The 18,567-nt window shown below is 67.6% G+C and carries 20 protein-coding genes and 1 tRNA gene; 10 read left to right on the top strand and 11 right to left on the bottom strand.

All coding sequences use genetic code 11. From position 1 onward, the window contains the following. Window positions 1–32: 32 nt before the first annotated feature. Together EAO27_RS20165 and EAO27_RS20160 are read left to right on the top strand one after the other, a co-directional pair. Complete coding sequence (locus tag EAO27_RS20165) at window positions 33–797, top strand: LytTR family DNA-binding domain-containing protein (protein ID WP_242774612.1); 765 nt, start codon at window positions 33–35, stop codon at window positions 795–797. A gap of 327 nt (window positions 798–1,124) precedes the next feature. Next, window positions 1,125–1,198: transfer RNA gene (locus tag EAO27_RS20160), tRNA-Gly, on the top strand. Here the strand turns inward: EAO27_RS20160 and EAO27_RS20155 are convergent. Continuing rightward, entirely contained in the window at window positions 1,164–1,961 is a 798-nt protein-coding gene (locus tag EAO27_RS20155; RefSeq protein WP_242774609.1) for a transglutaminase family protein, read from the bottom strand. The two genes, EAO27_RS20160 and EAO27_RS20155, sit on opposite strands and share 35 nt — an antisense overlap. Before the next feature lie 96 nt (window positions 1,962–2,057). On the opposite strand from EAO27_RS20155, the gene EAO27_RS20150 reads away from it, so the two are divergent. Continuing rightward, the gene (locus EAO27_RS20150; RefSeq protein WP_242774606.1) at window positions 2,058–3,308 is read left to right on the top strand and encodes an MFS transporter; all 1,251 of its coding nucleotides are present in this window, start codon (window positions 2,058–2,060) and stop codon (window positions 3,306–3,308) included. On the opposite strand, the gene EAO27_RS20145 is transcribed toward EAO27_RS20150, so the two are convergent. Next, entirely contained in the window at window positions 3,281–4,042 is a 762-nt protein-coding gene (locus EAO27_RS20145; protein WP_242774603.1) for a molybdopterin-binding protein, read from the bottom strand. The two genes, EAO27_RS20150 and EAO27_RS20145, sit on opposite strands and share 28 nt — an antisense overlap. Window positions 4,043–4,141: 99 nt before the next feature. Here EAO27_RS20145 and EAO27_RS20140 point away from each other — a divergent pair, with 99 nt between their 5' ends. Next, window positions 4,142–4,771, top strand: coding sequence for a glutathione S-transferase N-terminal domain-containing protein (locus EAO27_RS20140; RefSeq protein WP_242774587.1), 630 nt, complete (start codon window positions 4,142–4,144; stop codon window positions 4,769–4,771). 410 nt (window positions 4,772–5,181) lie between these two features. Here EAO27_RS20140 and EAO27_RS20135 read toward each other — a convergent pair whose 3' ends face one another. Beyond that, window positions 5,182–5,910 carry a Bax inhibitor-1 family protein gene (locus EAO27_RS20135; protein WP_242774584.1) on the bottom strand — a complete coding sequence of 243 codons (729 nt, stop codon included), beginning with the start codon at window positions 5,908–5,910 and terminating at the stop codon, window positions 5,182–5,184. Between the two features lie 137 nt (window positions 5,911–6,047). Between EAO27_RS20135 and thpR the strand changes: the two genes are divergently transcribed. Next, window positions 6,048–6,665: an RNA 2',3'-cyclic phosphodiesterase gene (gene thpR / locus EAO27_RS20130; protein ID WP_242774581.1), complete on the top strand. Its 618-nt coding sequence runs from the start codon at window positions 6,048–6,050 to the stop codon at window positions 6,663–6,665. Here the strand turns inward: thpR and EAO27_RS20125 are convergent. Continuing rightward, the gene (locus EAO27_RS20125; RefSeq protein WP_242780674.1) at window positions 6,572–7,054 is read right to left on the bottom strand and encodes a low molecular weight protein-tyrosine-phosphatase; all 483 of its coding nucleotides are present in this window, start codon (window positions 7,052–7,054) and stop codon (window positions 6,572–6,574) included. The genes thpR and EAO27_RS20125 overlap by 94 nt on opposite strands. A 111-nt stretch (window positions 7,055–7,165) precedes the next feature. Between EAO27_RS20125 and EAO27_RS20120 the strand changes: the two genes are divergently transcribed. Beyond that, on the top strand, window positions 7,166–8,767 hold the full coding sequence (locus EAO27_RS20120; protein WP_242774562.1) for an MFS transporter: 1,602 nt from the start codon (window positions 7,166–7,168) through the stop codon (window positions 8,765–8,767). 87 nt (window positions 8,768–8,854) lie between these two features. On the opposite strand, the gene EAO27_RS20115 is transcribed toward EAO27_RS20120, so the two are convergent. The 6 genes from EAO27_RS20115 to EAO27_RS20090 all read right to left on the bottom strand — a co-directional run bounded on the left by EAO27_RS20115 (window position 8,855) and on the right by EAO27_RS20090 (window position 13,575). Continuing rightward, window positions 8,855–9,424: a superoxide dismutase family protein gene (locus EAO27_RS20115; RefSeq protein WP_242774530.1), complete on the bottom strand. Its 570-nt coding sequence runs from the start codon at window positions 9,422–9,424 to the stop codon at window positions 8,855–8,857. 76 nt (window positions 9,425–9,500) lie between these two features. Further along, window positions 9,501–10,811 (bottom strand): UDP-glucose/GDP-mannose dehydrogenase family protein, encoded by a 1,311-nt coding sequence (locus EAO27_RS20110; RefSeq protein WP_242774527.1) that lies wholly within the window; start codon window positions 10,809–10,811, stop codon window positions 9,501–9,503. A gap of 146 nt (window positions 10,812–10,957) precedes the next feature. Then, complete coding sequence (locus tag EAO27_RS20105; protein ID WP_242774524.1) at window positions 10,958–11,383, bottom strand: biopolymer transporter ExbD; 426 nt, start codon at window positions 11,381–11,383, stop codon at window positions 10,958–10,960. Between the two features lie 35 nt (window positions 11,384–11,418). Then, window positions 11,419–11,937 (bottom strand): biopolymer transporter ExbD, encoded by a 519-nt coding sequence (locus tag EAO27_RS20100; RefSeq protein ID WP_242774521.1) that lies wholly within the window; start codon window positions 11,935–11,937, stop codon window positions 11,419–11,421. A 105-nt stretch (window positions 11,938–12,042) separates the two neighbouring features. Continuing rightward, window positions 12,043–12,855 carry a MotA/TolQ/ExbB proton channel family protein gene (locus EAO27_RS20095; protein ID WP_242774518.1) on the bottom strand — a complete coding sequence of 271 codons (813 nt, stop codon included), beginning with the start codon at window positions 12,853–12,855 and terminating at the stop codon, window positions 12,043–12,045. Window positions 12,856–12,918: 63 nt separating this feature from the next. After that, window positions 12,919–13,575, bottom strand: a complete 657-nt coding sequence (locus EAO27_RS20090; protein ID WP_242774502.1) for an energy transducer TonB — start codon at window positions 13,573–13,575, stop codon at window positions 12,919–12,921. A 279-nt stretch (window positions 13,576–13,854) separates the two neighbouring features. Here EAO27_RS20090 and EAO27_RS20085 point away from each other — a divergent pair, with 279 nt between their 5' ends. The 3 genes from EAO27_RS20085 (at window position 13,855) to EAO27_RS20075 (ending at window position 17,073) form a co-directional block, all read left to right on the top strand. Further along, window positions 13,855–14,739, top strand: a complete 885-nt coding sequence (locus tag EAO27_RS20085; RefSeq protein WP_242774499.1) for a hypothetical protein — start codon at window positions 13,855–13,857, stop codon at window positions 14,737–14,739. 117 nt (window positions 14,740–14,856) lie between these two features. Beyond that, window positions 14,857–16,176, top strand: coding sequence for a homoserine dehydrogenase (locus EAO27_RS20080; RefSeq protein ID WP_242774496.1), 1,320 nt, complete (start codon window positions 14,857–14,859; stop codon window positions 16,174–16,176). Window positions 16,177–16,245: 69 nt separating this feature from the next. Continuing rightward, window positions 16,246–17,073: a hypothetical protein gene (locus EAO27_RS20075; protein ID WP_242774493.1), complete on the top strand. Its 828-nt coding sequence runs from the start codon at window positions 16,246–16,248 to the stop codon at window positions 17,071–17,073. On the opposite strand, the gene EAO27_RS20070 is transcribed toward EAO27_RS20075, so the two are convergent. Then, window positions 17,070–17,507, bottom strand: coding sequence for a hypothetical protein (locus EAO27_RS20070; RefSeq protein WP_242774490.1), 438 nt, complete (start codon window positions 17,505–17,507; stop codon window positions 17,070–17,072). The two genes, EAO27_RS20075 and EAO27_RS20070, sit on opposite strands and share 4 nt — an antisense overlap. Before the next feature lie 87 nt (window positions 17,508–17,594). Here EAO27_RS20070 and glpX point away from each other — a divergent pair, with 87 nt between their 5' ends. Continuing rightward, on the top strand, window positions 17,595–18,566 hold the full coding sequence (gene glpX / locus EAO27_RS20065; RefSeq protein WP_242774487.1) for a class II fructose-bisphosphatase: 972 nt from the start codon (window positions 17,595–17,597) through the stop codon (window positions 18,564–18,566). Window position 18,567 lies beyond the last annotated feature (1 nt).

Genomic DNA, 18,567 nt, shown 5'->3' with positions numbered 1-18,567 from the left:
GTGAGTAGCGTGCGCGCGTGACCGATAGACCGATGCAATTGGCGATACGTGAATGGCGGGCAATGGGGAAGTGGCGGACGCCCTTGAAGGCCGTCGCTTTCGGTGGGCTGCTGGGGGTGACGGGGCCATTCGGATCGCAGAACGCTTTCGCTCCCGCGGTGCGCTATCCTCTCTGGATGGTCCTTGCGCTCGTCGGCTTTGGCGCCGCGGCCGTTGCGGAGCGTGTCCTTCCGTCGACTTCGCCGGGCAGAAGAAAGGCCACCCGGTTCATCGCCGTCGCAGCCGTATCCGCAGTGCCCGTGACCTTCTTTGTCGCGTGGGCTTTCTCGGTGGTCCAGCCAGGCAGAACATACAGCCCCGTTCAGATGCTCGCCCTGTTCCCGTTCGTAGCGCTGATCCAGTTGCTGATTGTCCTCGTCATTTCTCTGGACGACCGGACCGCGGTCGTCACGACGATGGAGCCGCCGGCCGCAGCTCCCGAATATCCACCCGAACTCTTGTCAAAGCTTCCCGCGCCCCTGCGCAGGGACATCCTCGCCCTTGAAGCGGACGATCATTATGTGCGCGTCCATACGCTTCACGGATCGGCACTGATCCTGATGCGGCTGGCGGACGCGGCGGCGCTCATCGATTCCCGGCTCGGCCTGCGCGTGCACCGAAGCTGGTGGATAGCCCGGGACGGCGTTCGCACGCTGGAAAGGGCACCGGGACGAACAGTTGCCCGAATGATTGACGGCACGGCCGTTCCAATCAGCCGGACCTATTTGCCGGCGGCGCGGACGATCTTGACCGATTAGCCGTATCGCGCCGACCTGATCCGGTGGAGCGAAACGTCAGCTGCGGGTTCCCCGTCATCCTCTTCGTCGACCCGCTGCTCGACGTCATCTTCGGATACATGTCGCGCCCTTTGGCCCAACCGCCGCCAGTGCATGCTTTCGAATCCGTACCGCGATGCAGCCCGCTCACCTGCAAATCCCCTGACCGACATTGTTCAATCTGTCGCGAAGCGACGATACAAAAAGGGCTTGAAGCGCGGGCCGCACCTGTAGATAGGGAGCCCGACGGAGTGTCGGAGTCCGAAAAGAGCCAGGTGCGGACGCACTGGGCAGCAGGACTTTGAAATTGCGGGTGTAGCTCAATGGTAGAGCAGAAGCTTCCCAAGCTTACGACGAGGGTTCGATTCCCTTCACCCGCTCCACCTTCACCGTCTGATCGACAAACCCGATATCGCGATAGGCGGTCAGGAAGCTGACGTCGGCGGCGTCGCGACCGACGCAGATGCGGGCGATTTCGCTGCCCCGGCTCATTCCCGTCGCATCGAGCGGATGCCAGCCGCCGTCGAGAAAGACTTCGGCGACCGCATGGAAATCCTGCGGACTGACGTCTGGGGCATAGGCGCTCGCCATCCGCGCCGGGATATGCGCGGCGCGCGCGAGCGCGATCAGCACATGCGCATAATCGCGGCACACCCCGCGCCGCTCGACAAAGCTGTCGAGCGCGCCGGTTTCGGCGGTGCTGGTCCCCGCGACATAGGTGAAGCGGCTTTCGATCCAGTCGCGCATGCGCGCGATCTTTTCGCCGCCCTCGCCGTCGCCGAAGCGCCGGTCGACGAAGGCGTGGAACTTGTTCGACGGGCAATAGCGCGATTCGTTGAGGTAGGCGACCGCGTCGGCGGGCAGGCGATGAAGCGGCACCGCGGGCAGCGTCCGCACGTCGACCGCGGGCCGGTCAACCTCGACCAGCGCCGAATAGCGCGCGTGGAGCATGCCGCCGGCGCGCAGCCAGACGCGCTCGCCGATGCCGTCCTGCGCCGGCTGGCGCGCGAAATGTTCGGGGCGGCCGACATCGAGCGAGGCGCGGATCACGCGCTGGTCGGGCAACGCCGCGGCCTCGATCTGCAGCATCAGGTCGACCGGGTCGCCGAGGCGGTAATTTAGGGAGGCGGAGATGGCGAGTTTCATCTATCGGCAACGCATGGAAGAGGGATCGGTGCCGCTAGGCGCGGCCGCGCGCGAGCGCAAGCCGTTCCCGCGCTTCCCCCAGCACAGGATGTTTTCGTGACCGCTGCGCGCACCATTCCCTTCATCGTCGCCACCATCTTCATCGACGCGATCGGTTTCGGCATCATCATGCCCGTGCTGCCCGACCTGGTGATGGAGGTCGGCCGCGTCGGCCTCGCCGATGCGATGGGCATCGCCACAGCGATCGGCCTCGTCATGGCGGTCGCGACCTTCCTCGCCTCGCCGGTCCTCGGCAATCTGTCCGACCGTTTCGGGCGGCGGCGCGTGCTGCTCCTGTCGCTCGCCGGACTCGCCGCCGACTATGTGCTGCTGACCATCGTTCATACCCTGCCCTGGCTGTTCGTCGCGCGCGCGCTGTCGGGGATTTTCGGGGGCAGCGTCGCGGCGGCGCAGGCGGCGATCGCCGACGTCACCCGGCCCGAGAATCGCGCGCGCAACTTCGGTTTCGTCGGCGCGGCCTTCGGCGTCGGCTTCGTCGTCGGCCCGGTGATCGGCGGCTTCCTCGGCGAGGTCGGACCGCGCGCGCCCTTCGTCGCCGCCGCGCTGCTCGCCGCCGCGAACATGCTCTACGGGCTCTTCATCTTTCCCGAGACGCTGCCGCCCGAACGCCGCCGCGCCTTCGACTGGCGCCGCGCCAATCCGTTCGGCGCGTGGAGGACGATGCGCAGCCTGCCGGGGATGAACGGGATCGCGGCGGTGCTGACGCTGTGGCAGGTCTCGAGCCTCGTCTATCCGATGACATGGAGCTTCTATTGCATCGCGCAGCTCGGCTGGTCGCCGAAGATGATCGGTGCCAGCCTCGCCGCGGTCGGGGTGGCGATCGCGCTCGGCCAGGCGCTGGTCGTCGGACCCGCGGTGCGGCGTTTCGGCGAACGCGACGCCGCGACGATCGGCATCCTCGTCGCGGTCGCCGTCTATGTCGGCTACGCCTTCGTCGACACGAGCTGGGGCGCGTTCCTGCTGATCGTGCCGATCATGTTCCAGGCCCCGGTGCAACCCTCACTCAACGCGCTGATGTCGCGGCGCGCGAGCGCGGCGATGCAGGGCGAGGTGCAGGGCATTTCGGCGATGGCGATGGGGCTGGGCCAGATCGTCGCCCCGACGCTGCTGATCGGGACCATGGCCTGGTTCACCGGCGACGGCGCACCGGTGCATTTCCCCGGCGCCGCCTTCCTCGTCGCGGCGCTGTTCGGCCTGTTCGCGCTGGCGATGCTCCGCCGCCTGCCGCGCGTCACCGCGGCGAGCGACGCACCCGCCGATCAGATGCCGCCGTCGGTCACCGCATAGCCCGCGGCCTCGAGCCCCGCGGTGACCTGCGCGACGCACGCCGCGACGGTCGCGGCGTCGGTCGAACGGATCACGAAATTGGCACCCACCTTGCCGTCGCGAAAGAAGGGATAGCTGCCGATCGCGACGCCGGCGTGCTCGGCCTCGCCCCGGCGGAGCAGGTCGGCGACCTCGCTTTCGGGCGCCCAGGCGCCGATCGTGTGCGCGACGAGCGGCGCACCACCCTCGAGCTGCCCCGTCAGCGCGTCGAGCATGCCCGCGGTGATGTGCGGCACGCCCGCCATCACGAACAGATTGCCGATGCGGATCCCGGGCGCGCCCGACATGCGGTTGGGGATCAGCTCGGCGCCGTCGGGCGTGCGCGCCATGCGCAGCCGCGCCTCGGTCAGCTCGCCGCCGCGCGCGGTGTAATAGCGTTCGAGGATCGCACGCGCGTCGGGATGGACGATCACCCCGACGCCGAGCGCCCTGGCGACCGCGTCGACGGTGATGTCGTCGTGCGTCGGGCCGATCCCGCCGGTGGTGAAGACATAGTCGTAGCGCGCGCGCACCGCGTTCAGCGCATCGACGATCTCGTCCTCGACGTCGGGGACGATGCGCACTTCACGCAGGCGAATCCCCTGCACATCGAGCCAGGTCGCGATCTGCGCGACATTCTTGTCCTGCGTGCGGCCCGAGAGAATCTCGTCGCCGATCACCAGCACGGCGGCGGTCCAGATGCGTTCGTCGCTCATGCCTTGCCTTAGCCCGCTGGCATGACAAAACAAGTCCGGTGGCGCACCGACAATGTTCCTGATATGTTCCATTCGACTCACAACCCCGGGAGAGACGCGATGGCCGACGATCTGATTTTCCATACCAACCCGATGTCGCGCGGACAGATCGTCCGCTGGATGCTCGAAGAAGTGGGCGCACCCTATGAAACGCGCATCCTCGATTATGGCACGACGATGAAGGATGCCGCCTATCTGGCGATCAACCCGATGGGCAAGGTTCCCGCGGTGGTGCACGGCGGCCGCGTCGTCACCGAATGCGCCGCGATCTGCGCCTATCTCGCCGACGCCTTCCCCGCCGCCGGGCTCGCCCCCGACCCGGCCGACCGCGCCGATTATTACCGCTGGCTCTTCTTCACCGCCGGGCCGGTCGAGCAGGCGATCACCGCGAAGCATTTCGGGATCGAACCCGACGCCGACCAGCAGCGCATGGCGGGCTTCGGCTCGCTCGCCGCGGCGCTCGACGCGCTCGAAGGCGCGGTTGCGGGCAAGGCCTTCGTCGCCGGCGACCGCTTCAGCGCCGCCGACGTCTATGTCGGCAGCCAGATCGACTGGGGTCTCCAGTTCGGGACGATCGCGAGCCGCCCCGCGTTCGAGGCCTATGTCGCGCCGCTGCGCGAACGCGCCGCCTACCAGCGCGCGAAGGCGATCGACAACGGACTGATCGCCGAGATGCAGGGTCAGGGCTGAACCGCGCGATCGGGGTCGCTTCGGGGCGGGAAGGTGGACGTTCCCGCCTCGCCATCCCGGACGTGATCCGGGATGGCGATGAACGACAGGCCCCTAGCCGGTCAAAGCGACCCCGCTCCTCCCTGTCGCGCAGCGATGGGGAGGTGGCAGCCCCCAGGGCTGACGGAGGGGTCGGCGCCGTCAGGCGCCGCGCGGCCCCTTTCGGCCCCTTCACCACTCGCTGCGCGAGCGGTCGCGCTGGCGCTGCGCGCCGTCTTCGACTCCCCCATGGCTTCGTCACAGGGAGGAGGGGTGCGCGCTACCGGTCAAAAGCGGTCGATGCCGCCGCGCCCCTGGCCTCACCCCCAAAGCAAAGAGCCCGGCGAATTGCTTCGCCGGGCTCTCGCGGTTTTGCGTCTCTGCCGGTGCGCTTATTCGCGGCTGCCGAGCAGGTTGAGCAGGAAGGTGAACATGTTGACGAAGTCGAGGTAGAGCGACAGCGCACCCATGATGATCGTCTTGCCCATCATGTCCGTCCCGCGGACGTAGAAATACATGCTCTTGATCTTCTGCGTGTCGTAGGCGGTGAGGCCCGCGAACAGCAGCACGCCGACGATGCTGATGACCAGGCTGAGCGCGCTCGACTGGACGAACATGTTGATCAGCATCGCGACGAGGATGCCGACGACGCCCATGATCAGGAAGGTGCCGAAGCCCGACAGATCCTTCTTGGTCGTGTAGCCATAGAGGCTGAGGCCGAGGAAGGCCGCCGCCGTGGCGAAGAAGGTCGTCGCGATCGAGGTCGCCGTGAAGGCGAGGAAGATCGTCGACATCGACAGGCCCATCACCGCGGCATAAACCCAGAAGATCGCCTGCGCGGCGGTCGTCGACAGCTTGTTGATGCCGAAGCTCAGGACCATCACGAACGCGAGCGGCGCCAGCATCACCACCCACATGAGCGGCGAACCGATCAGCGACTGGATGAAGCCCGTCTGGAAGGCGAGCAGGGCGACGATGCCGGTGAGCAGCACGCCCGACGCCATATAGTTGTAAACCGACAGCATGTACGACCGCAGGCCGGCATCGACGGCCTGGTCCATCGCACTCGCGCTGGCTCCGAAACCGGAAGCCGCCATATTGGGGTCGTTCCAATTAGCCATTTTCATCTCCATAACCGGCCAGCCCATACCGGCCGTGTTGCGAATATCGGCATTTTCGCCCCTGCTTTCAAGCGAAACCGGACAGAAGGCCCATTTGCGTTTTCCGCGGCGGACAAAGTGCCTATGTTCGAACGGCCATGTCGACCCATCGCCTGTTCGTCGGACTCCGCCCGCCCCGCCCCGTTCGCGCCGCGCTCATCGCCGCGATGCACGGCATTGCCGGCGCGCGCTGGCAGGACGACGAGCAGCTGCACCTGACGCTGCGCTTCATCGGCGAGGTCGACCGGCATCGCGCCGAGGATATCGCCGCGGCGCTCGGCGCGCTGCACGCGCCGCCGGTGACCGCGCGCGTCGCCGGGGTCGACCTGTTCGAACGGCAGGGCCGCCCGCATATGGTGTGGGCGAGGGTCGCGCCCGAAGACGCGCTCGCGGCGCTGCACCGCAAGGTCGAGCAATTGCTCGTTCGCGTCGGGGTCGCGCCCGAACCGCGCGCCTTCGTGCCGCATATCACGCTCGCGCGGCTCAATCGCGGATCGGGCCCGGTCGCGCCCTTCCTCGCGCTGCACAGCGACCTCGCCAGCCCCTCCTTCGTCTTCGGCCATGTCACGCTCTACGAAAGCGAACTGGGGCATGGCGGCTCGCGCTATCATCCCGTCGCGCGCTATCCGCTCGACGCGGCGGTTCCGGCGACGAGCGCCGCCGCGACCGCGCTGACGTCGTCCCACGTCGCGCCGAAGCCGTCCTCGTCGCCATAATAGGGGTCGGCGACGCTGTCGCCCGCGCGGCCGGGGACCAGATCGAGCATCAGCATCAGCCGCGCGGTGGCTCCGGCGGGGCGGATCGCGCGCGCATCGCGCAGATTGTCGGCATCGGCGGCAAGGATCAGGTCGAAGCGCATGAAGTCGGCGGCGACAAGCTGCCGCGCGCGCAGGTCGCCGATGTCGGTGCCGTGGCGCCGCGCCTCGGCCTGCGCCCGCGGGTCGGGGGCGCGGCCGATGTGCCAGTCGCTCGTCCCCGCCGAATCGAGCGCCGCGTCGATCCCGGCGTCGGCAAAGGCCGCGCGCGCCGCGCCTTCGGCGAGCGGCGACCGGCAGATGTTGCCGAGGCAGAGAAAGAGAATTGCGGGCCGCTCCGTAACGTTCATCATCCTGTCCTGTCTTTCGCACCAAAGTTGAACCGACTTTCAACTTGCGCGCGCTCGCGGCTCTGCTAGCCAGTGCGGACAACGATAACGACTGAGGGAGAGGGTGGCCAGATGGCGGAAACGACGAACGAGGGACTCGCGGGCGCCGCGGCGGAAACCGCCGAGCCCGAACGCCGCGCGAGCAGCTACAGCTGGTATGTGCTGAGCGTCCTGGTCGTCGTCTACATCCTCAATTTCATCGACCGCCAGATCATCAGCATCCTCGCGGTCGACATCAAGGCCGACCTCGGCCTGCGGGATTCCGACATGGGTTTCCTTGGCGGCGCCGCCTTCGCCGTCTTCTATGCGCTGTTCGGCATCCCGCTCGGCCGCCTCGCCGACAATTGGAGCCGCGTCAAACTGCTGTCGATCGGCCTGACTTTGTGGTCGGCGATGACCGCGCTGTCAGGCTTTGCCTATGACAAGGTCAGCCTGACCTTCGCACGGATGGGGGTCGGCGTCGGCGAAGCGACCGCCAGCCCGACCGCCTACTCGCTGATTTCCGACTATTTCCCGAAACGGCAGAAGGCGACCGCGCTCGCCATCTATTCGTCGGGGCTCTACCTTGGCGGCGGCGTTTCGCTGTTCATCGGCGCGCTGATCGTCGAAGCGTGGAACAAGGCCTATCCGGGCGGCGGACCAATGGGACTCGTCGGCTGGCAGGCGGCGTTCCTTGCGGTCGGCATCCCCGGCCTGCTGCTCGCGCTGTGGGTCGCCACGCTTCGCGAACCGGTGCGCGGCGCCATGGACGGCGTCGCCAGCCCCAGCTCGCCCGCGCCCTTCCGCGAGTTCGGCAGGGATTTGTCGACGATCGTCCCGCCCTTCACGCTGATCGGCGCGGCGCAGCGCGGGACCGCGGCGCTCGCGATCAATATCGGCTTTGCGGTCGGCATCGCGGCCTTTGCCTGGTGGATGATCGAACTGACGGGCAATCTGCCGCAATGGTCGGCGGTCGGGCTCGGCTATTATGCCGTCTTTTCCTGGGCCTGCACGCTGCGCGCCCGCGATCCCGCGACCTTCCGGCTGATCTGGGGCACCCCCGCCTTCATCTGCACCACGCTCGGTTACGGCATGGTCAGCCTTGCCGCCTATGCCCTCGCCTTCTGGTCGGCCCCCTATGCCGAGATCGTGCTGGGCCTGCCCAAGCAGGAACTAGCCTTCATACTCGGCGCCAATGGCGCGGTGAGCGGCTTCGTCGGCGTGATCATCGGCGGGCGCATGGCCGACGCCTTGCGCGCAAAAAACCCCGCGGGGCGCATCCTGATGATCATCTTCGGCGTCGTCGCGCCGATCGTCCCGATCTGGATCGGCTACACGACCGCCGAACCGGCGCTCTTCTATACGATGAACTTCCTCGCCGGGATGTTCGGCGCGGCGGCGCTCGGCGCGGCAGCGGCGACGACGCAGGATCTGGTGCTGCCGCGGATGCGCGGCACCGCGACCGCAGCCTTCTTCCTCGGCACCACGCTCGTCGGCCTGTCGTTCGGCCCCTATATGGTCGGGCAGATTTCGGACCTCGCGGGCACGATGGTCGACGGCAAGCCCGTCGGCGACCTGCGCACCGGCATCCTGTCGCTGATCGGCGTCGCGCCGATCGCGCTGGCGTTGCTGGTCTATGCCTATCGCACCGTGCCGCAGGCCGAGGCGACGATCGAGGAACGCGCGCGGGCTTAGGAGAGCCGCGCGCCGCCGCCGCGGCATCGCCCCCGGCGGACGCCAGAGCCAAGCGAAGCCGGACGAAACCCGCGTCGCGCGCGGGCGTTAGCCCGCCGGCGCCGCGATGACGCCGCACACGATGCGGTCGCCGCTGTTGCCGCTGGGGTCGGTCCTGTAGTCGTCAGGCTTGGCGTGAATGACGAAGGCCGCGCCGTCGGCGTCGAGCAACGCGCCCTCGCCCGACAGCCGCGTGCCGACGAGGCGCAACGTCGCGCGGCCGATCGTGTCGGGTTCGATCACCAGGTTCGGCATGTCGCCATGATGCGCGCCCATCGGGTTTTCGCGGCCGTGCTGCGCGCCCGTCGGGTTCCAGTGCGGGCCCGCGGTGGTGAATTTGGGCGCATCGCACTGGCCGACGGCGTGGACGTGCATGCCATAGGTTCCGGCCGCAAAGCCGCGCGCGACGAGTTCGAGGCGCAAGCCGTCGCTGTCGCGGAAGATGTCGACACGGCCGCGGTCGGCGCCGCGCGCGTCGAACAGCGGCGCGCTGGCGTCGGGGACGGGCAGGTTCGATGCCGGGTCCTTCTTGCCCGGCGAACAGGCGGCGAGCGCAAGGCAGAGCAGCGCGGCGCCCGCGGCGGTCGATGTACGGCCAAAGGTCGGACGGATCGTCATATGTCTGCTCCCCGGATGTTCGCCCGGACCCGCCCATGCGGCCGTGGCGCTTTCGTTCGCTGGCGCGATGATGCCCTTATTCGGCGGCGGTTCCAATAGCGATATGGCGAAAGCCGTGGCGGGCTACCTCGTCGCGGCGATAGATGTTGCGCAGGTCGACGAGCAGCTTGTCGGCCATGCCCGCGCCGAGCCGTGCGAGGTCGAGCGCGCGGAAGGCGTCCCATTCGGTGACGATCGCGACCGCGTCGGCGCCCGCGGCCGCGGCATAGGCGCTGTCCTTCATCTCGACAGCGGGCATCATCGGCGCCGCGATCGCCATGCCCTCGGGATCGTAGGCGGTGACGCGCGCGCCGGCGTCGATCAGCGTCTGGACGATCGCGAGGCTGGGCGAATCGCGCATGTCGTCGGTGTTGGGCTTGAAGGTGAGGCCGAGCAGCGCGACGGTCTTGCCGCGCGCGTTGCCGCCGAGCGCGGTGACGATCTTGCGCCCCATCGCGCGTTTGCGCAGGTCGTTCGCCTGCACCGTCGCCTCGACCAGCCGCAGCGGCACGTCATTGTCCTGCGCGGTCTTGAGCAGCGCGAGCGTGTCCTTGGGGAAGCAGCTGCCGCCGTAGCCGGGGCCGGCGTGGAGGAACTTCGCCCCGATGCGATTGTCGAGCCCGATGCCGCGCGCGACGTCCTGCACCTCGGCGCCGACGGCTTCGCACAGGTCGGCGATCTCGTTGATGAAGGTGATCTTGGTCGCGAGAAACGCGTTGGCGGCATATTTGATCATCTCCGCCGTGCGGCGGCGGGTGACGAGGATCGGCGCTTCGTTGAGGAAGAGCGGGCGGTAGATTTCGCGCAGCACCGCTTCGCCGCGCGCATCCTCGGCGCCGATGACGATACGGTCGGGGCGCTTGAAGTCGCCGATCGCGGCGCCTTCGCGCAGGAATTCGGGGTTGGAGGCGACGCTGTGGCTGCGCCCTGGCGCGCCCTCGCGCAGGATGCGCTCGACTTCGTCGCCGGTGCCGACGGGGACGGTCGACTTGGTGACGATCACGCAGTCGTGGTCGAGGGTGACGGCGAGTTCCTCGGCGGCGCCGAAGACGTAAGAAAGGTCGGCATGGCCATCGCCGCGGCGCGATGGCGTGCCGACCGCGATGAACACCGCGTCGGCGTCCGCGACCGCAGGCGCAAGTTCGGTGGTGAAGGACAGGCGCCCCGCGGTGACATTCGCGGCGACGAGCGCATCGAGCCCGGGCTCGTAGATCGGCATGCGGCCCGCGTGGAGCGCGTCGATCTTCGACGCATCCTTGTCGACGCACACGACGTCATGGCCGAAATCGGAGAAGCAGGCCCCCGACACGAGCCCGACATAGCCCGTTCCGATCATGGCGATTTTCATCTGCGAAGCCCTTCTGCTGATGGGGGAGCGCGGCGACGGCGCGCGGCGGGGAGTGCGGGCGCGTCCTTAAGGCCAAAGCGCGCAAAGGGAAAGGGCCGCGAATCGCTTCGCGGCCCCGACCTGTTTCACGCGAATCCGATCAGCGATCAGAAGACGCGGGCATATTGTTCGTTGCCGACGAAGCCGAGCTTGCCGACGCCGCTGCGCTTGACCACCGCCATCACGCGATCGACGACGATATAGCGTGCATAGGGATCGGGCTGGACCTGCAGCTCGGGCTCGACCGGAAGCGACTTGGTCTGGATCAGAAACTGCTCCAGCTGCGCAAGGTCGACCGGCGTGCCGTTCCAGGTGATCGTCCCGGCGGGATCGATCATGACCTTGTTCTTTTCCGGGTCGACATTGTTCTTCGAATCGCTCGGAACCGGAAGGTCGATCTTCACCGCGTGGGTCTGGACCGGGATGGTGATGATGAACATGATGAGGAGCACGAGCATGACGTCGATCAGCGGCGTCGTGTTCATATCCATCATCGGTTCATTGTCGTCCCGATCTCCAACTGCCATGGACATGGGTTTATTCCTTCATTGCTTGGCGGAGACCGCGCTTACATGCGACCCAGCGTGGCCGAGCCAGGAGCCGGTTCGGAAATGAACCCGATCTTCTGGAAACCGGCGAACTGCATCGTGTAGATCACACCGCCGATGCACTGGTAGGGCGTGTTCACGTCGCCGCGAATATGCACTTCGGGGAAGTTTTCCTCGGTGATATTCTCGGGGCCGCCGATCTCTGCGAGCAGATCTTCGAGCTTTTTCTGACCCTTTTCGAGCAAGACCTTCGAATCGACCGGGGTCTGACCCCAATAGACTTCGCACGCGGTGCTTTCGGGGTTCGGTTGGCCGTCGCCGTCGGTGTCGCCCGAACGGACGGACAGCAACACATTCTCAGGCTTGGTCGTCGTCGGTTCAAAGACCACGTCGGGGAGCTTGAGGTTCACCGTTTCCAGCACCACGGGAACCGTGATGAGGAAGATGATGAGCAACACAAGCATGATGTCCACGAGCGGGGTCGTGTTGATCTCCGACATCGGGGCATCTTCGCCCTTGTCGCCTACACTCATCGCCATAGGATTAGCATCCTGTCACAAAAAATTTATCATGGACCCGGGCGGCGGCCGGTAAAGGCACGCCGCCCCATGTCCCCCGTTCCGCTCCCGAGGGAGCGGACAGGATTACTTCTTCGGCGCAGCCGCCGGAGCAGCAGCCTTGGCGGCGACTGCCGACGCCGGCTTCACCTGGCCACCCGACATGATCGAGCCGAGGACGTCGTTCGAGAAGGTCGACAGACGGCGGGCGATCACCTTGTTGCGGCTCTGGAGCCAGTTGAACGCGAGCACCGCGGGAACCGCGACGATCAGGCCGACGGCGGTCATGATGAGCGCTTCACCGACCGGACCGGCAACGGTGTCGATCGACGCCTGACCCGACGCACCGATCTTCACGAGCGCGCGCAGAATGCCGATAACGGTACCGAACAGACCGATGAACGGTGCGGTCGAACCCACGGTCGCGAGGAAGGCGAGGCCGCCGTTGAGCTTCGAGTTGATGTGGTTCTGCGAACGCTCGAGCGTGCCGTGCATCCAGTCGTGGGCTTCGACGGGGTCGGTCAGCTTGTTATGCTCTTCGTTGGCGCGCAGACCGTCTTCGACGACCTGGCGATAGGCGCTGTTCTTTTCGAGCTTCGCCGCACCTTCGGCGAGCGTTGGCGCGCGCCAGAAATTGGCATCGACCGCCTTGCCCTGGTTCATCACCTTGTTCTGTTCGAACAGCTTGGTGAACAGGATGTAGAGCGTGCCGACGAACATGATCAGCAGGATGAGGAAGGTCAACTGCGACACGATGCCGCCTTCGCACAGCGCCGGGATCATACCATAGGGGCTCGCGCCCTCTTCCTTGACGCACATCGACGCGGGCATCAGCGTCAGACCGACGTCATGGGCTTCCGCGGGGGCTGCGGCAGCAGCGGTTGCGATGAGATTAAACATAGTGGAACTTCCCTCTCAAAATCCGAAAATCGATAAACTGTGATCCGGGGTGGCACGCGCCGATCAGCGCGGAATCTGCCACCGGATGCGATTGCTGTAAGAGCCGCCCGTGGGATTGCCCGCACGGTCCTTGCCCGGGTTGAACCGGCCGCGACGCGTGATGAGCTTGCAGGTTTCCGCATCGAGGTCGGCGTGACCGCTCGACGAGGTAACGTCACACGAGGTGATCCGGCCTTCGGCGTTGTAGGTCACGCGGAAACCCGTCGTGCCCTCGCGCTCTTCGCGCATCGCGCGGGCGGGATAATCGTCGTTGGTCGCCCAGCGACCCGGGTTCCCGCGCGGCGTACCCGCGGCGCTGAGATCGGGAGCCGGCGGCGGCGCCGGCGGCGCAGGCGGAATATAGACCGGCGGCGGCGGGGCCGGGGGGGCCTTCGGCACCGACTGCACGGTATTCGTGGTCACCGGCGGCGGAATCGGCGACGGCGGCGTCACCACCGGCGGCGGCGGCGGCAGGACATTGTCCGGCGGCGGCGGCGGCGGCGGCTCCTCCGGCGGCGGCGGTTCTTCGACGTCCACCACGTCCAATTTTTCGGCGAGTTTCTTGACGATGCTGATGTTCAAGCCGTTCACCAGGCCATAGCCCAGCGTAACGGTGAACAGGCCCACCAAGACGATCGCCACTACCCTGTTTTTAGGGTCGACACTATCACCATAAGCCATTCAGGAACGACGCTCCTTGCTAGATCATCCTGACACCAATCCATACCGTCGGGGGGAGTTGCAAACATGCCCGGATGATTTCCGATGCGTTCCGCAGACCCGGCGGGTTAGCTTTCGGCTGTTCTGTTCTTGCCGACCGCTTCGCCGCACGTCCTATCGCGGTGGCGGCGAGTTCGCAAACCCTTTATCAGCGGTTAATGTGGGCCGCGCCATGAAGGCACACCGCCGGTGTGCCCGGTGTCAGAAAATTTCGAAAACTCGACAGAAAGTGGATCGATCATGCGTTTGCTCCTCCCCGCCGCACTGGCCTCGCTGACCGCCTTAGGCGCTGGAATCACCGGCGTTTCGGCCCAGCCGACCCCCGTAGCGGCGGCGCCCGCGAGCCCGTACAGCTATGCCGATATTGCCGACCTCGCGACCGCGGCACCGATGGCGATCCAGGCGCGGATCGCGTCCGCCTCGGCACTCAAGCCCGATCGCGCGCCGGGCGTCGCGGCGGGTCACAGCCGATTCTATGTCGAGGCCGACGTCGTCAGCCTGATTCGCGGCGCCGGCCCGCTGGCGGCGCGAATCTCCTATCTGGTCGACCTGCCCAACGGCGCGAACGGCAAGCCGGCGAAGCTGAAAAAGAAGCAGCCGGTGCTCCTTTTCGCCGGCCCCGTCGCGGGCGCGGCCGCGGGGACGAACAGCACCGGCAGCGTCCGCCTCGTCGCGCCCGATGCGCAGCTGCCCTGGGACCCGGCGACCGAGGCGCGGCTGCGCGCGATCCTGACCGAACTGGTCAAGCCGGGTGCCCCGCCCGCGATCACCGGCTTCGCCAACGGCTTCCACGTTCCCGGCACACTGCCCGGCGAGGGCGAGACGCAATTGTTCCTCGACACCGCGACGGGCGAACCCATGTCGCTGACGATCCTGACCAGCGCCGACGGATCGCGCCGCTGGGCTGCGGCGTTCGGCGAGATCGTCGACGGGTCGGCGGCGGTGCCGCCGCGCGACACGCTCGCCTGGTACCGCCTCGCCTGCGGCCTCCCGCGCCAGTTGCCGCTCAACAAGCTCGCGGGGACGCCGCCCGAGGATCGCCGCAAGGCCGCGTCGGACTATGCCGTCGTGCTCGGCGCGCTCGGCGACTGCGCGCGCACGCGCACCCCGCCCGCAGGCCGGTAAAGGCCAGCTACACCGGCGCGAAGCCGCGCCGGGCTTGTTTCCTCGCCAAAAGCCGATAGGGCCGCGTTCGATCGTGCGCGACGGTGCGCACCTTATTTTATTGCACGGAGTTTCTGCATGTCGCCTTCGCCCGCCCCCGCCGCGCCCCGCCCGCCGCTTCGCGTCGCGCTTGCCGGCATCGGGGTCGTCGGCGGCGGCGTCGTCCGGCTGCTCGAGGCGAACCGCGACCTGATCGCGCGCCGCGCCGGCCGGCCGATCGAGATCGTCGCGCTGTCGGCGCGCGACCGGCACAAGGATCGCGGTGTCGACCTCTCGCCCTATCGCTGGGAGGATGATCTCGACGCGCTGGTCGCGGCCGACGACGTCGACGTCGTGGTCGAGATGATCGGCGGCGCCGACGGCATGGCACTGACCCTCGCGCGGCACGCGCTCGGCGCGGGCAAGGCGCTGGTCACCGCGAACAAGGCGATGATCGCGCACCACGGACTCGACCTCGCGCGGCTCGCCGAGGCGAAGGACACGCCGCTGAAATATGAAGCCGCAGTCGCGGGCGGCATCCCCGTGATCAAGGCGATTCGCGAGGGCGCGTCGGCGAACGCGATCGCGCGCGTCTACGGCATCCTCAACGGCACCTGCAATTATATCCTGACGCAGATGGAGCGGAATGGCGCGAGCTTTGCCGATGCGCTCGCCGCGGCGCAGGCCGAAGGCTATGCCGAAGCCGACCCGACCTTCGACGTCGACGGCATCGACGCCGCGCACAAATTGTCGATCCTCGCCGCGCTGTGTTTCGGTACCAGGCTCGACATCGGCGCGGTCACGACGAACGGGATCCGGGACCTGATCGCCGCCGACATCCGCGAGGCCGAGGCGCTGGGGCATCGCGTGCGCCTGATCGGCATGGCCGAACGCGACGAAAACGGCCTCTACCAGCATGTCCAGCCGTGCCTCGTCCCCGCCGACCACCCGCTCGCCTATGTGCCCGGCGCGCTCAACGCCGTCGTCGCCGAGGGCAATTTTGTCGGCCGCCTCTTCTTCGAGGGCGCGGGCGCGGGCGCGGGTCCGACGGCGTCGGCGATCGTCGCCGACATCATCGATATCGCGCGCGATGAATATGGCCCCGCCTTTGCGATGCCCGTCGACGCGCTCGACCAGGCGCCGCCCGCCGATGCCGGCGCGCGCGAGGGCAAGCATTATGTGCGGCTGGTCGTCGAGGACCGCATCGGCGTGCTCGCCGAAATCGCGACCGCGATGCGCGACGCCGGGGTGTCGATCGAAAGCTTCATCCAGCGCGGCGACGACGCCGGCGACGGCGTCGTGATCGCGCTCGTCACGCACGAAGGCCCGGCGCGCGCGATCGGCGCGGCGCTGGCGGCCCTCGCCGCGTCGGATCATGTGATCGGCGCGCCGATGCACATGCCGATCCTCGCGCTCTAGGGCCGCAGCCGCCGCTTGAAATCGCCCGCACCGCTGCTACCCATGAGAGCGGGGAGCAGGGGGACAATCATGGACATTCATATCCGGCGCGGACTGGCCGAGGCGTGGGCGCTGGCGGCGACGCATCGCAACATGCTGGCGGCCTATGTCGGAATTGGCGTCGTGGTGCCGTTCCTGTTCCTGTCGAGCGAGCCGATCTTCAGCCTGCGCAACCTGATGGCGCTGGCGTCGAACCCGTGGACCGGAATCTACGGATCGATCGCCGGCCCGCTCTACCTGCTCGGCATCGTCGCGGTGATCGCGGCGGGGGCGATGCTCGCGGCGTGGAACGGTGTCCTTGCCGAGATGCGCGAGGGATTTCTGTCGGAGATCATGTACGGCATGGTCGCGGGTTTCGCCTATCTGCTCGCCAACCTCGTCCTCGCGATCGGCACCGGGCTGGTCGCGACGCTGCCGCTGTTCGTCGTCGGTTTCGACGTGCTGCTGTCCGACGGGGTCACGCGCATCGCACTCGAAGCCTATCGCCTGCTACTGTCGCTGATCGGCGGCTGGATCGGCGCAAGGCTGTGCCTCGCGGGCGCGATCATGGGCGGGCGCGGCAAGCTCGAACCCGTGTCGGCCTTTCTCGAATCGTGGCGGCGCACGCGCACCGCGCAGTGGCGGCTCTACGGCTTCTACCTCCTCTACGGCCTCGTGTTCGGCATCGCCGCGGGCGGGTTGCTGCTGCTCCACGGCGCGGTAATCCTCGCGAACGAGCCCGGCACGGTCACCGAAACGCTGATGAGCTTCGGCTGGATCCTGCTCTTCGCGCTCTATTTCCTCGGCCAGGTGCTGATCCCCGCGGGCTTCGTTCGCGCGGCGGAACCCGCCGCCAACGCCGCCGAGATTTTCGCCTAGGGCTCCTCTTCTCCGGCCGGCGGCGGCGTTCCTGTCTCGGGATCGGTCGCGCGCTTCGCCATTTCGTAGAGCGCATTATATTCGGGGCCCGGCGGATAACGTCCGCCGAGCGACATCCAGTTGTGCGGCAGCCTGTCGAGCGGGGTCGGATTGAGTTTCGGCGCGTCGGGAATGGCGGTCTTCGTCGAGCGCCCGACCCCGGCGATCGCACGCAGTTCGGGCGACAGCCGGTGGCGCTCGGTATCGCTGCCGCAGACGTCGATCGATCCGTCTTCGGCCGACTTGCAGCGCCGGATCGGATCGACCAGTTCCTTCGTCCGCGCCAGCGCGGCCCCGGCATCGGCGGGCGGCGGCGGGGCCGGCGGCCCCTGGACCTGCGCCGCGGCTGTCATCGGGACGACGCACGCGAGCGCGAGAGCAGCGGCGAATCGCATGATGCATTCTCGACAAGCGGCGCGGGCGACCATATGGCGCGCACCATGCCCGTGCGGCGGCACAAGTAAAGACGGAGAGTAGCGGACATGACGAAGACCGGCAGCAACCTCGACCGGGTGCTCGTGCTCGAAATGGTGCGCGTCACCGAAGCCGCGGCGATCGCCGCCGCGAAGCTGATCGGGCGCGGCGACGAAAAGGCGGCCGACGCCGCCGCGGTCGAAGCGATGCGCGACGCGTTCAACACCCTCTACATGGACGGCACGATCGTCATCGGCGAGGGCGAGCGCGACGAGGCGCCGATGCTGTTCATCGGCGAAAAGGTCGGCAACGCGCCCGACAAGGGCCCGAAGATCGACATCGCGGTCGACCCGCTCGAGGGCACGACGATCACCGCCAAGGCCGGCCCCAATGCGCTCGCGGTGCTCGCGATCGCCGAGGAAGGCTGCCTGCTCAACGCCCCCGACGTCTATATGGACAAGCTCGCGGTCGGCCCCGGCTATTCGCCGAACATCGTCAATTTCGACAACAGCGTGCGCGAGAATGTCGAGGCGGTGGCGCGCGAAAAGGGCGTCGCGCCCGCCGACATCATCGTCTGCGTACTCGACCGCCCGCGCCACGAGGCGATCATTTCCGAACTGCGCGCGATCGGCTGCGGCGTCGCGCTGATCCCCGACGGCGACGTCGCCGGGGTGATCGCGACGACCAACCCCGACACCAATGTCGACATCTATATGGGGTCGGGCGGCGCGCCCGAGGGCGTGCTCGCCGCCGCGGCGCTGCGCTGCGTCGGCGGCCAGTTCAAGGGCCGGCTGCTGTTCCGCAACGACGACGAGCGGCTGCGCGCGCGCAAATGGGGGATCGAGGATCTCGACCGCGTCTACGACCTCGAGGACCTCGCCAAGGGCGACGTCATCTTCGCCGCGACGGGGGTCACCGACGGATCGCTGCTGCGCGGCGTCAAGCACCGCCGCGGCGGCATCCTGACCACCGAAACGGTGGTGATGCGCGCCTCGTCGGGCACGGTGCGCTGGGTCAAGGGCGAGCATCGCGGCGCCTGAG

Source organism: Sphingopyxis sp. YF1 (genome assembly GCF_022701295.1).
In the GTDB taxonomy this organism is placed as follows: domain Bacteria; phylum Pseudomonadota; class Alphaproteobacteria; order Sphingomonadales; family Sphingomonadaceae; genus Sphingopyxis.
Note: the sequence above shows the minus strand (reverse complement) of the source record. Positions and strands in the feature narration are given on the sequence as shown.